A 13,212-nucleotide genomic window follows, 5' to 3' on the forward strand; every position below is an offset into this window, starting at 1 on the left:
GCGTTGGACTCTTCGCGGCTGAAGCCGCTCCCACAGGTACAGCGCATGTCTTGACTCAGGCGCGACCCCAGACAGTGCGTGTATCAGCTTGATCAAAAAAAGGGCCCGCAAGGGCCCCGTAGAGGTAAGTGGCTAGCGCGTTCAGGCGCTCTCGATCTTGCGTGGTGCCATGAAGTACATCCACACCAGCGCCAGGAAGTACATCGCCGGGATCATGGTGAACAACACGGCATAGTTGTTATTGGTAGCGGTCAGCACGCTACCGACGATCTGTGTCATGAACATCCCGCCAATCGCCGCGCACATGCTGCCGAAACCGAACACAGTACTCACCAGGTGCTTGGGCGTGTAGTCCATCACCAGGCTCCAGATATTCGCCGTCCATGCCTGATGCGCGCCCACCGCCAGCGAGATGGCCGCCACCGCGACCCACAGGCCACTGGCGTTGGCGGCAAAGGTGACGCTGACCATGGTGCAGGCGAAGATCAGCATCGACACCAGCCGCGCGGTGGTGGCGCGCACGCCACGGCCGATCAGCCAGGAAGACAGGATGCCGCCGCCGATGCTGCCGAAATCCGCCGTCAGCCAGATGATGATCAGCGGGATGCCCATCTGGGTCACGTTGATGCCCAGGCTGTATTGCTGGTTGAGGAACGGTGGCAGCCAGTACAGGTAGAACCAGAACACCGGTGCGGTAATCGCGTAGGCCACCGCGAAAGCCCAGGTGCCACGCAGGCGCAGGATACGGCTGAACGGCACGCGGGTTGGCTCGGGCTCGTCATCCTGCTGGATGTACTCCACCTCGCTCTGGCGCACGCGCGGGTGATCTTCAGGGTTGTAGTACTTCAACACCCACAGCACCACCCACACCAGGCCCAGGCTGCCCATGGCGATGAACGCGGCCTGCCAGCCCCACACGGCCAGAATCATCGGCAGCAGGGCGGGTGTGACCATGGCGCCGACGTTGGTGCCGGCATTGAACAGGCCGGTGGCGATGGCCCGCTCGCCAGCCGGGAACCACAGGCGCACGGTCTTCACGCAGGCCGGGTAGTTGGCGGCCTCGGTCAGGCCGAGGATGAAGCGGCAGACCATGAAGCCAGCGGCCGAGGTGGCCAGGCCGTGAGCGCCGGTGGCCAGGCTCCACAGCAGCACGGCGAAGAAGAACGCGCGCTTCACCCCGACCTTGTCGATCAGCCGGCCCTGCAGCAGGAAGCCGACCGCGTAGCCGACCTGAAACCAGAAGTTGATGTTGGCGTAGTCCATCGCCGTCCAGCTCATTTCCTTGGCCAGGACGGGCTGCATGATGCCGAGCGCGGCACGGTCGATGTAGTTCAGGGTGGTGGCGAAGAACACCAGGGCGAGCATGCCCCAACGGGTCTTGCCGACGCCGAAGGCGCCGCGAAGCTTGTCGCCGATCGAACCCTGGGGCATCCGGGGGGCGGCGGGGGTGATCTTGGAGTGGTTCATAAACTGCTCGATTCTTGAAATTGTATTCAGCTGCGGTGCTGCGAGTACGTGACCAGTTCCCAGGCAGGGGGCACGCAAGGCCGGTGCATGGTGAGCAGTGAAGGCGGCAGCGTCAATTAAAGGGAGGGGCTAGTGTTCGGTTACCGAACGGTTGCGTTAGGCCTGCGGGCGAGGCAAGGGGCAACGTGAATTCAGGTGGTCAAGGTACTCAACGCTCTACCAGCCAGATAACCGAATGTCATCCCCGGCCCCAGGGTGATACCGCCACTCGGGTAGTGCCCGCCCATCACGCTGTGCATGTCGTTGCCCACCGCATACAGCCCGGGGATCGGCCGCGCATTGCGGTCCAGTACCCGGGCCGAGGCATCCGTGCCCAGGCCGGCGAAGGTACCCAGGCTGCCCGGCAACAGTTTCACTGCGTGGAACGGCCCGTGCAGCAGTGGCCGCAGCGACGGATTGGGGGCTTGCGACGGCTCGCCCTGCGCCCGGTTGTAGGCCGATACACCGCGCTGGAAAAGCGGGTCTTCACCCCGGGTTGCATGGCGGTTGAAACCGTCCACCGTGCGCTGCAACTGCTCGACGTCGATCCCGCAGCGCTGCGCCAGTTCCTCCAGCGTGCGACCGCTGTGCAGGTAACCGCAGCGTTGATAGTGACGGGTGGGGAAAGGGAAGGGCTTGGCCCAGCCGATACCATAGCGACGTTGCGCGGCATGGTCGCAGATCAGCCAGGCTTCCGGCGCTTCACCCTTTGGCGTGGCGGCGAACAGTGCGTTCATGAAGTCGTGGTAGCAATCGGCCTCGTTGACGAAGCGCCGGCCATCGCGGCGCACGGCGATGAAGCCGGGTTTGGCGCGATCGACCAAGTGCGGGAAATGGCCGAAACTGCCATTGCTGCGCGGCACCCTCGACACAGGTGCCCAGGCACCCGCATGGGCCGTGGTCGCCTGGACCAGGCCACCGGCCTGTTCGCCCAGGTGCAGGCCGTCGCCGCTGTTTTCCCTGGGGGCTGCGGAGTAATGCTGGGTACCGTCCGGCGCATGTGGCATCAGGTGCGCGATGCGCTGGCGATCATGTGCAAAGCCACCGCAGGCCAGCACCACACCGCGGCGGGCGTGGATCATCTGGCCGTCGGCAAACTGTGCGCCGCTGACCCGGCCTTCGCCCAGCAGGCGGCTGGCCGGCTTGTCGGTCAGTAGCGTCACGCCAAGGTCCAGGGCGCTGCGCAGCAGCCGTGCCACCAGGGCGTTGCCATTGACCAGTTGCATGCCGCGGCGGTGCAGCAGCAGGTCGCGGCAATGGCGCAGCAGGCGTTTGCCCACATGCAGCGCGGCCGTGGGCGAGCGTGTGGCGTTGAAGAAGGCGGCCATGTCGGCGCCGCCGGCAATGCCCATGCCGGCCAGGCTGACGATGTCCAGCGGTGGGCGCAGCTTGTGCAGCCAGGGCCCGAGCAGGCGCCCGTCGTATGGCAGGGCGCACAGCGAACGACCACCGCGCGTGCTGCCATCGCCCTCGTGCATGTCGGGCATGCGGCTGCCGCACTGGAACTGCACGGCGGTGTGTTGCTGGAAGAACGCCACCATCTCCGGGCCATGGTGCAGGAAGGCGCGCTGGCGCGGGTCCAGTTCGCTGACGTGGGTTTGCCCGCGCAGATAGCGCTCCGGGGCATCGTCTGTCTCGACGATGCCTTCGGCAATGGCCAGCGGGTTGCGCGGTATCCACAGCCAGCCCCCCGACCAGGCACTGGTGCCGCCCAGTTGGCTGGCTTTTTCCGCGACGATCACCTGCTGGCCGTGATGGGCGGCAGTAACGGCGGCAGCCAGGCCAGAGGCACCGGAGCCGATGACAAGTACGTCACATTCGAGGGGTTGCATCGTGGGGTTCCGCTCAGGCATTGGAGGAAGGTTTTAGTTTTACTGCAGCGGCGAAAAACCGGTGGGCCGCAGCATTCGCGACTGCAAGCGCAGCACCGCGCCCAGTTCGCGATTGCGCCTTGAAAACTCTGCCCAACGGGGGTCCGCTGCCATGGCTGCGCGGCGTGCCATGCGTTCGTCGAGGCTGGCATAGCCCCAGATATGCACCACCTGGTTGACCTCGCCGAACTCGCTGGTGAAAAAGCCGACCAGGTTACCGAGATGCTCGCTTTGCACCTCCAGCGCGTGGCTTTGGTACAGGCTCAACCAGTCGGCCATTTTCAGTGGGTCGAGGGTGTAGGTTCTCAGTTCGTAGTACATGCTGGGGTCTCCATTTGGGTGGTTGGCGCCTGCAGGCGCGCGGCGATGTGGTTGGCAGCGAGCCAGCCGAAGGTGAGGGCGGGGCCCAGGGTGATGCCGGGGCCGGGGTAGGTGCCTTTCATCAGCGAGTTCATGTCGTTGCCGACTGCATACAGCCCGGCAATCGGCTGGCCATCGCGGTTCAGCACGTTGGCCTGGGCGTTGGTCACCAGGCCGCGGGCTGAGCCAAGGTCGCCGGTGTGGATGCGGATGGCGTAGAACGGGCCGCTGGTCAGCGGCGCCAGGCATGGGTTGGGCGTGTGTTGCGGGTCGCCCATGTAGCGGTTGTAGCTGTTGCCGCCTTTGCCGAACGCGCGGTCGATGCCGTTGCGGGCATCGGCGTTGAACTGCTCCAGGGTCTGCATGAGTACCTGTGGGTCGACACCAATGGTCTTGGCCAGTGCCTGCGCTGTTGCGGCGCGGTGCAAGTAGCCGGCATGGATCAACGCCTGGTTGTCCACCGGCTTTGGCCGCGCCAGGCCCAGGCCGTAGCGGTTCATCGCTTCGGCATCGCAGACCAGCCAGCAGCTGGCGATGCCTTTGGCGAACATGGTCTGCACGAAGTGGTGGTAGGAATCGGACTCGTTGACGAAGCGTCGCCCGTCCGGGCTCACCGCGATCACCCCCGGCTTGGCGCGGTCGGTGACCAGGTGCGGGAAGCGCTCATGCTCGCCACTGGCATGGCGCAGTTCCGAAACCGGCGCCCAGAAGAAGTTGGCCACCAGACCCTCACCCTGGGCAGCGGCCACGGCTTGGCCAAGGCGCAGGGCAGCGCCGTCATTTGTGGGCGGTGACATGGTCAGGTGCGGCGCGTGCCGGGCCGGCCGGTAACTGTCGGCGAGCGCGCCTGCAGCGAACCCGCCCATGGCGCACACCACACCACCCCGGGCCAGCACCCGTTCACGGCGCCCTTCGCGTTGCACCACCACGCCGGTGACCACGCCGCGTTCGACGATCAGCTCCAGGGCTTCGCTGCGCAACCACAGCTGCGTGCCATGGGCGAAGGCGCTGCTGGCCAGGCGGGCGATCAAGGCGTTGCCGGTGGTAAGGCGGGTGCCACGCGGATGATGCAGGCGGTCCCGCGCGTAACGCGCCATCAGCTTGAGGCAATGCCACAGCGACCGGGGCGAGCGGCGAATACTGAGAAAGTGCTGGATATCCACGCGGTTGACCATCATGCCGCCGAACAGCAACATGCCGGGCGGCGGCATCTGCAGGTCCTTGAAGTGCGAGCCGAGCTGCCTGCCGTCGTACTCGACCATCTCCAGCGCCCGGCCAAACTGGGTGGCACCGGGGGCGTCCGGGTAGTAGTCCGGCGAATGCGGGCGCAGGGCGTAGCGCAGTTCGGTGTTCTGCTCCAGCCAGCGCAGCGCCTGGTGGCCATGCTCGATGAAGGCGTCGACCAGCGCGGGGTCATAGCCGTCGCCGATGACCTGCCGGAGGTAGGTGCGAATGGCCTCGGGGGAATCCACCGCACCAGCGGCGCGGGCTTGATCAGTACCATAGAGCCACACCGCCCCACCGGAAATTGCCGAGGTACCGCCAAAGTGCTCGGCCTTTTCCACCACCAGCACTTTCAGCCCCCGGCGGGCGGCGGTGGCGGCAGCGGCAAGGCCACCGGCGCCGCTGCCCAGCACGACCAGGTCAAAGTTGTGTTGCGCATGTTCATGGGTCGGCATGGCTTCAGATCTCCAGCGGCGTGACGCCCATGAAGGCGCCCAGGTGGCCGAGTTGGGCGAAGGCCATTTCCGGGCCGGTCTGGACCGCGCAGCCAACTTGGCGTGCCCGGTTCAGCAGCGGGGTGATCTCGGGCGAGGTGACCACATCGGCGACCAGGGTTTCGGGTTGCAAGGTGGCGAGCAGGGCGGCAGGCAGTGGCAGCTCCGCGCTACCGCCCATGCCGACAGGGGAGGCGTTGACCAGCAGGTCGAAGCCTTCCAGCCCGTCGACCCGGGTGGCGATTTCGACCGTGGGGAAGGCATTGCCGAGCAGCTCGCACACAGCGCCCATGCGCGCCGTGCTGGGGTCGCTGAGGGTGACGCTGGCGATGCCGGCCTCGCCCAGTGCATAGGCAATGGCACTGCCGACCCCGCCGCAACCGATTACCAACGCACGCTTGCCGGCCGGCTCGAAGCCATGTTTGCGCGCAGCACCGAGGAAGCCGGCGCCGTCCACGTTGTCGCCCAGCAGTCGCCCGTCACGCTCTCGGCGAATCACATTGACCGAGCCCAGCGCGGCTGCGCGCTCGCTCAGGCTATCAAGGCGGCTGGCCAGGGCCTGCTTGTACGGCACGGTGACCACGCAACCGCGCAGGTTCTGCCAGCCACGCAGAGTGCCGGCAAAGGTATTCAGCGCGGTCTCCTGCAGGTCGATGGGCAGCATGGCGAGGTTGCAGTTGTTGTTGGCGAACCAGGTGTTGAAGTTTTCGGGGGACTTCACCTGGGCAATGGGCGAACCGACGATGGCGACCAGTTCAGTCGAACCACGAATCATGCTGACCTCCTTATTGGCGTTGTTATGCAGGCCAAGGGTGAGGCAAGGGGGCGTGGGCAACAATGCGCTCATCGGGCGTTTAATGCGATAATCGCATCATTGATCCGGTTATCGCTGTAATCGGCTGTTTTTGCCCTGCTTGCGAGTCGAATAGATGAACACCCCCGCTATCCATCCCCGTGACCTGATCGCCGGCTTGCAGAAGGGCCTGGCGCTGATGCAGCTGTTCAGCGCCGAGCAGCCGCGCCTTGGCGTGCCGCAGGCGGCCAGGTTGTCCGGCCTTACCCCCAGTGCCGCGCGGCGGTTTCTGTTGACCTTGGTACACGAAGGGTTTGCCGAAACCGACAGCCGTGAGTACTGGCTTACGCCCAAGGCGCTGCGCCTCGGCCAGGCGTATGTGGATTCGGCGCAACTACCGCGCATGCTGCGACCGATCGTCGAGCAGGTGGCGCGGCAGACGCAGGAGCATGTGTCGGTGGGTACCCGTGATGGTGACGAGATCATCCATCTGGTACGCAGCCGCTACAGCCATGTGGCCTCATTGTCGATCCGGCCGGGTTCGCGGGTGCCGATGTATTGCACCGCCGGCGGGCGCGTCTGGCTGGCCTGGCTGGATGAGGGGGAGCGGGACGCCTACTTTGCGCGTAACCCGCTGCGGGGGTTGACGCCTTATACGCAGACGGACCGGTTACAGCTGGAGGCGGAGTTGCTGCGAGTGAAGGAGCAGGGGTTCTGTATCGTGGACCAGGAGTATGAAATCGGCATGCGCGTGCTGGGTGTGCCACTGTTGGACCGGGCTGGCCGGCTGAAAGCGACGTTGACCATCACCACCCATGCTTCGCGGTTGAGTGTGGATGAAATACGCTTGCGGTATCTGCCGACCTTGTACGAGGCGCAGGCGTTGTTGCGGCCGGTGCTGGATTGAGGCGGTATGGTTCGGGAATCGTGCTGCCGTCTTCGCGGGTAAACCCGCTTCCACAGGGATGGCGCCAGGGCAGTTGATTCTGCAGGAGTGCAGAAATCCCTGTGGGAGCGGGCGTGCCCGCGAAGCAGGCGACGCGGTACCTGATCCAACCTCCTGGCTATTCAATCGCCTCGGCCACGCCTTGGTCCTCACCCAGGAACCCGCCGCTCTGGTGCTGCCACAACCGCGCATAAGTACCATTCTTCGCCAGCAGTTCCGCATGGGTGCCTTGCTCGATGATGCGCCCTTCATCCATCACGATCAGCCGGTCCATGGCGGCAATCGTCGACAACCGGTGGGCGATGGCGATGACGGTCTTGCCTTGCATCATTTCATCCAGGCTCTCCTGAATGGCCACTTCCACTTCCGAGTCCAGCGCACTGGTGGCTTCGTCCAGCAGCAGGATCGGCGCGTTCTTAAGCATCACCCGGGCAATAGCGATGCGCTGGCGCTGGCCACCTGACAGCTTGATGCCGCGCTCTCCCACCAACGTGTCGTAACCCGTGTTGCCCTGGCGGTCGCTGAGCTGGCTGATGAAACCATCGGCCTGGGCATTGGCCGCAGCGGCGCGGATCTGCGCTTCGGTGGCATCGGGGCGGCCATAGGCAATGTTGTCGCGAATCGAGCGGTGCAGCAGCGAGGTGTCCTGGGTGACCATGCCGATCGCCGCGCGCAGGCTGTCCTGAGTGACCTTGGCCACGTTCTGCCCGTCGATACGGATTTCCCCTCTGTCCACGTCGTAGAAGCGCAGCAGCAGGTTGATCAAGGTGGATTTGCCGGCGCCGGAGCGGCCGACCAGGCCGACTTTTTCGCCCGGGCGAATGTGCAGGCTCAGGTCGTCGAGCACCTGACGCTCGCCGTTGTAGTTGAAGCTGACCTTGTCAAAACTCACCGCGCCCCCTGTGGTTACCAGCTCCACAGCATCCGGCGCATCCTTTACCTTGGGGCCGCGGGTGAGGGTGGCCATGCCGTCCTGCACGGTGCCGATGTTTTCGAACAGCGAGGTTATCTCCCACATAATCCAGTGCGACATGCCGTTGATACGCAAGGCCATGGCGGTGATCGCCGCCACCGCCCCGGTACCGACCTGGCCCTGGTGCCACAGCCACAGCGCATAGCCACCGGCAGCGATGATCAAGCCCACCACCAGCGCCTGGTTGACGATTTCGAACTGGCTGACCAGACGCATCTGGCGAAAGCCGGTCTGCTTGAAGTCCTCCATGGCCGCGCGCGCGAAGTGCGCTTCGCGGTTGGCGTGCGAGAACAGCTTCACCGTGGTGATGTTGGTGTAGGCGTCGGACACCCGCCCGGTCATCGACGATCGCGCATTGGCCTGCTCCTGGCCGACCTTGCCCAGGCGTGGCACGAAATACAGTATGGCCAGGCCGAACAGTACGACCCAGGCAATGAATGGCAGCATGAGTTTCAGGGCAAAGCCACCGGCCAAGGCAATGATCGCGATGAAGTACACCCCGATCCCGGGCAGGATCTCGATGATGGTGAACAACACATCGCGCACCGCCAGTGCAGTCTGCATCACCTTGGTGGTGACCCGACCGGAAAACTCGTCAGAAAAGAACGACAGGCTCTGGCGTAGCATCAGCCGGTGAAAGTCCCAGCGCAGCCGCAGCGGCAAGTTGATCGCCAGCACCTGGTGCTGAACCATGGTACGCAGCGCCACCAGCCCGATGCTGACCAGCAGGACGATGCCAATACCCCACAGCACCCGGGTTTCTTCGGGGCCGACGGTACCGCCGGCCTGCCAGGCCGAGAGCAGGTCCACGACCTGGCCGAGAAAGGCGAACAGCCAGGCTTCGTAGATCGATACCCCGGCACTGAGCAGCGCAAGCGCCAGGATGTAGCCGCGTGCGCCCCGGGTGCAGGCCCACATGAAGCGCAACAGGCCAACCGGTGGCGGTGGTACCTCATCAGGTGGGAAGGGATCGAGCCAGCGCTCAAAGATGCGAAGCATGCTTGTCTCCGGAAAATCAATTCTTGCCTGGCCGGTGACCATGACACGCAGCGATATGTCCGCTATCGCCATGGCAGGCTTGGGCTGCAATGCAGCCCCAGTCAAGCCGGCAACCTTAACTGACAGACACTGACCCAACGGTCGTTGTTAACAAAACTTTGCAAATTATTACATTTCTGTCTGATTTCATTTTGCCTTGGTGCTGTAGGGGTACCCGCGACGAGATCGGGCCTGCAGGGAACGGTCAGCGCCGTGCCGACAACTGCTGCGGTGCCAAAAAAGCATCATGGAAGTAATTGCGTACAGCCTGCATCGCCGGGCTGAACGCCCGTTCCCGGTGCCAGGCCAGCCCAACGCTCATCGGTGTCACCGGGTCGCTGATGGTCACCGTCTCGATACGCTTGCCCTCCAGCGACCAGGGCCGGTGCACCAGGTCCGACAGGATCGCTACACCGCTGCCATTGGCAACCATGCTGCGCACGGCCTCCACCGAACTGGTCCGCACCCGCACTTTCGGCCGCTGCCCGGCCTGTTCCCAATAGCGCATGGCGCTTTGCTCGGCCTCATCCACGGTCAGCAGGATGAACGGCTCGCAGGCCACATCGGCCAGGCTTACCGCCGAGCGCTCGCACAGCGGATGGTTGCCAGGCAGCCACAGGCGGCGTTCGGAGTTGAACAGGGTTTCCGAGACGATGTCCGGGTGGGTGAGGTTGGCGGTGAGTACCACTGCCATGTCGAAACGACCCTCCAGCAACCCTTGCTCGATGGCGCTGCGTTCCTGTTCGTACAGCTCCAAGGTCACATCCGGATGCCAGTGCTCCAGCCGCTGCAGGTGATGAGGCAGGAAGTAGCCGATCACCGTGTAGCTTGCCGCCAGGCGCAGCAGGCCACTGGCGCGTACGTCCGGCAGCGGGCTGTTCAACGCATCGTCCACGCTACGCAGGATCACGTAGGCGCGGTTGAGGAAGTGCCGGCCAGCCTCGGTCAGGCTCATGCCCTGCGCCGAGCGCTGGAACAGCAGCACGCCGAGCATCGCCTCCAGCTCCTTGATCGCCGTGGTCACTGCAGACTGGGAAATGTTCAGGTGGATTGCCGCCTGGGAAATCTGGCCGATCTCGGCGGTGGCGACGAAATAGCGGACCTGGCGCAGGGTCAGTGACACGATAGCTCCCGGGGGTATCTGATTTTCAGAAGACACCCTATCTGTTTATAGATCTTCCCAAGGGGGTGCGGAGAATCTAACGTGGCTTGCATGCAGTCACAAGCGCCAGGAGAGACAGTCATGCAGGTGGTGGATTTCAACTCGGACATGGGTGAGGGCTTTGGCCCGTGGACGATTGGCGACGGCGTCGACAACGAGCTGATGGGCTACATCAGCACGGCCAACATCGCCACCGGCTTCCATGCAGGTGACCCCGGCACCATGCGCCGTACCGTCGAGCGGGCCAAGGCCCTGGGCGTCGCAGTGGGGGCGCACCCTGGGTTCCGCGACCTGGTCGGCTTCGGTCGCCGGCACATCAATGCCCCGGCCCAGGAACTGGTCGACGACATGCTCTACCAGCTCGGCGCCCTGCGTGAAATTGCCCGCGCCCAGGGCGTGCGCCTGCAGCACATCAAGCCGCACGGTGCCCTGTACATGCATCTGGCACGTGACGAAGAAGCTGCACGGCTGCTGGTGGAAAACCTGCGGCTGATCGAGCCAGAGCTGCTGCTGTACTGCATGCCGGGTTCGGTGATCTGCCGCATTGCCCAGGAGCTTGGCCAGCCGGTCATTCGCGAGTTCTACGCCGACCGCGAGTACGACCTGAGCGGTTCGATCGTGTTCACCCGCAATGTGCGGGGCTACGAACCTGGAGCGGTCGCTGAACGGGTGTTGCGGGCTTGTCAGCAAGGCGTGGTGCGCACGGTCGAGGGCCAGGACCTGGCCATCGAATTCGATTCCATCTGCCTGCACAGCGACACCCCGGGGGCGCTCGACCTGGTCGAGGCCACGCGCAAGGCGCTGGACGCTGCCGGTATCGTGGTGCGTGCGCCACGCTGAATCCGTGGGGCATCCGGCAGGTATACGCCGGAGCCCGTGCAATTTGCTTTCGCCTGCCTTTCTGTAAAGACTCCAAGAAAAGGAACAGTCATGGCCGAACCGCTCGCTACAACCCCTATCCGCTACAGCTTCGGCGCCGACGAGCACCTGTTTGCCGAAGTCAGCGAGAGCATGTCGCTGGAGGCCTTTTTCAAGGGCATGGCCGTCACCCGCGCGGTGGAGCGGCTGGCCCTGGATGGCGTGCTGGATGTGTGCCTGGCCAACGCCTCGTTCCAGATTCGCTTCGACCCGGACCGTATCGCGCCGCAGGCACTGCTGGAGGCGGTGCGCGGTGCCGAAGCGCAGGCAGTGGCCGAGCGCTCGTTGCAGACACGGATCATCGAGATTCCAGTGCTGTACAACGACCCCTGGACCCATGAAACACTGATGCGTTTTCGTGACCGCCACCAGGCCCCGGGCAGCACCGACCTGGAGTACGCCGCGCGGATCAACGGCCTGGCCGATGTCGAGGGGTTCATTGCCGCGCACAGCGGCGCGCCGTGGTTCGTGTCGATGGTCGGGTTCGTTGCCGGCCTGCCGTTCATGTTCCAGATGGTCGAGCGAGAGCGGCAACTGCAGGTGCCCAAGTACCTGCGCCCGCGTACTGACACCCCCAAGCTCACCCTTGGCCATGGCGGCTGTTTCGGCTGCATCTATTCAGTGCGCGGGGCAGGTGGCTACCAGATGTTCGGCGTCACTCCGGCGCCTATCTACGACCCGCAGCAGACGCTGAACTACCTGAAGGAGCACGTGGTGTTCTTCCGCCCGGGAGACATCGTGCAGTTCAAACCCATTGACCGCCGCACCTACGACCAGGCGGTGGCGGATGTCGAAGAAGGCCGTTTCGACCTGCGCATTCGCCCGGTGGAATTCTCCCTGGACGCGTTCCTTGCCGACCCGGTCGGTTATCCACGGACTCTGCAGGAGGTGCTGGCATGATCAAGGTACTCAAACCCGGCTTGGCTACCTCGGTGCAGGACCTGGGCCGCGAAGGCTACTACCACCTGGGCATCCCGCCGTCCGGCGCCCTCGACCAGTACGCCCTGAGGGCGGCCAACCACCTGGTGGGCAACCCGGCCGGCGCCGCCGGCCTTGAGTGTGCGCTGGTGGGGCCGGAGCTGGAGTTCCAGCAGGATGCCCTGGTGGCGGTTTGCGGGGCGCAGATGCCGGCCTTGCTCGATGGCCGCGAGCAACGCCCGGACACCGCGTTTGCCGTACGTGCCGGGCAGGTGTTGCGTTTCGGCTTCCCTACCGCAGGTGCCCGGGCCTACCTGGCGGTGGCCGGCGGTATCGATGTACCCGAGGTGCTCGGCAGCCGCTCCACCTATGCGTTGGGTGCATTGGGTGGCTTGCAAGGGCGCAAGCTGATGGCGGGTGACCTGTTGCCGGTCGGCATGCCCAGCGGCAAGACCCGCGCCGGCGCAAGCCTGCCGATGGCCTTGCGCCAGGCCTTGGGCGGCGAGGTGGTGCTGCGGGTGGTGCCGGGGCTGTATTTTCACCGCCTGACCAAGGCTGCGGTGCAAAGCTTTTTCACCGAAGCCTGGACGGTCGGCTCCGAGGCTGACCGTATCGGCTATCGCTACAAGGGCGGCAGCGCCTTGAGCTTCCAGCCACGGGAGCAGCCGTTCGGGGCCGGCTCGGACCCGTCGAACATCGTTGACAGCTGCTACCCGATCGGCTCGATCCAGGTGCCCGCGGGGCTGGAGCCGATCATCCTGCACCGTGACGCGGTGTCGGGTGGCGGCTACGCCATGATCGGCACGGTGATCAGCGCCGACCTGGATCTGATCGGGCAGATGCAGCCCAACCAGCAGGCGCGGTTCCTCGAGGTAAGCCTGGAGGAAGCCCTGGAAGCTCGGCGCTCGTACAAGAAGAAGCTGGGTTTCCTGGCCAGGTTGTTTGGCTGATTGATGTTTGCGGCGGTGCGCCACCCACTCTAGGGCTGGCGCAGTCGTTGCAGGAGCGG

11 protein-coding genes are annotated in these 13,212 nt (G+C 64.8%); 4 read left to right on the forward strand and 7 right to left on the reverse strand.

Annotated features, from left to right (window positions below; translation table 11 throughout):
- Window positions 1-141: 141 nt before the first annotated feature.
- The 5 genes from AC2T3R_RS10360 to AC2T3R_RS10380 form a co-directional block, all read right to left on the reverse strand.
- Window positions 142-1,467, reverse strand: coding sequence for an MFS transporter (locus tag AC2T3R_RS10360; protein ID WP_015269991.1), 1,326 nt, complete (start codon window positions 1,465-1,467; stop codon window positions 142-144).
- A 191-nt stretch (window positions 1,468-1,658) separates the two neighbouring features.
- Entirely contained in the window at window positions 1,659-3,338 is a 1,680-nt protein-coding gene (locus tag AC2T3R_RS10365; RefSeq protein ID WP_486745046.1) for an FAD-dependent oxidoreductase, read from the reverse strand.
- 39 nt (window positions 3,339-3,377) lie between these two features.
- A complete protein-coding gene (locus AC2T3R_RS10370; RefSeq protein ID WP_013972108.1) occupies window positions 3,378-3,698 on the reverse strand; it encodes an NIPSNAP family protein in 321 nt (106 codons plus the stop codon).
- A complete protein-coding gene (locus AC2T3R_RS10375) occupies window positions 3,683-5,416 on the reverse strand; it encodes an FAD-dependent oxidoreductase (RefSeq protein ID WP_486745047.1) in 1,734 nt (577 codons plus the stop codon). Before AC2T3R_RS10375 ends, AC2T3R_RS10370 begins: the two co-directional genes overlap by 16 nt.
- A 4-nt stretch (window positions 5,417-5,420) precedes the next feature.
- Complete coding sequence (locus tag AC2T3R_RS10380; RefSeq protein WP_024086799.1) at window positions 5,421-6,230, reverse strand: shikimate dehydrogenase family protein; 810 nt, start codon at window positions 6,228-6,230, stop codon at window positions 5,421-5,423.
- Between the two features lie 154 nt (window positions 6,231-6,384).
- Between AC2T3R_RS10380 and AC2T3R_RS10385 the strand changes: the two genes are divergently transcribed.
- A complete protein-coding gene (locus AC2T3R_RS10385) occupies window positions 6,385-7,155 on the forward strand; it encodes an IclR family transcriptional regulator (protein ID WP_486745048.1) in 771 nt (256 codons plus the stop codon).
- A gap of 157 nt (window positions 7,156-7,312) precedes the next feature.
- Here AC2T3R_RS10385 and AC2T3R_RS10390 read toward each other — a convergent pair whose 3' ends face one another.
- Both AC2T3R_RS10390 and AC2T3R_RS10395 read right to left on the reverse strand, forming a co-directional pair.
- Window positions 7,313-9,166: an ABC transporter ATP-binding protein gene (locus tag AC2T3R_RS10390; protein ID WP_486745049.1), complete on the reverse strand. Its 1,854-nt coding sequence runs from the start codon at window positions 9,164-9,166 to the stop codon at window positions 7,313-7,315.
- A gap of 244 nt (window positions 9,167-9,410) precedes the next feature.
- Window positions 9,411-10,328 carry a LysR family transcriptional regulator gene (locus tag AC2T3R_RS10395; RefSeq protein WP_023661550.1) on the reverse strand — a complete coding sequence of 306 codons (918 nt, stop codon included), beginning with the start codon at window positions 10,326-10,328 and terminating at the stop codon, window positions 9,411-9,413.
- 120 nt (window positions 10,329-10,448) lie between these two features.
- Between AC2T3R_RS10395 and AC2T3R_RS10400 the strand changes: the two genes are divergently transcribed.
- The 3 genes from AC2T3R_RS10400 to AC2T3R_RS10410 all read left to right on the forward strand — a co-directional run bounded on the left by AC2T3R_RS10400 (window position 10,449) and on the right by AC2T3R_RS10410 (window position 13,153).
- Complete coding sequence (locus AC2T3R_RS10400; protein ID WP_410953709.1) at window positions 10,449-11,207, forward strand: 5-oxoprolinase subunit PxpA; 759 nt, start codon at window positions 10,449-10,451, stop codon at window positions 11,205-11,207.
- 90 nt (window positions 11,208-11,297) lie between these two features.
- The gene (locus AC2T3R_RS10405; RefSeq protein ID WP_486745050.1) at window positions 11,298-12,185 is read left to right on the forward strand and encodes a 5-oxoprolinase subunit B family protein; all 888 of its coding nucleotides are present in this window, start codon (window positions 11,298-11,300) and stop codon (window positions 12,183-12,185) included.
- Window positions 12,182-13,153, forward strand: coding sequence for a 5-oxoprolinase subunit C family protein (locus AC2T3R_RS10410; RefSeq protein ID WP_410953710.1), 972 nt, complete (start codon window positions 12,182-12,184; stop codon window positions 13,151-13,153). The genes AC2T3R_RS10405 and AC2T3R_RS10410 overlap by 4 nt, the downstream gene beginning before the upstream one ends.
- Window positions 13,154-13,212: the final 59 nt, after the last annotated feature.

The sequence above is a fragment of the Pseudomonas sp. PVC-5-1 genome (assembly GCF_057444345.1).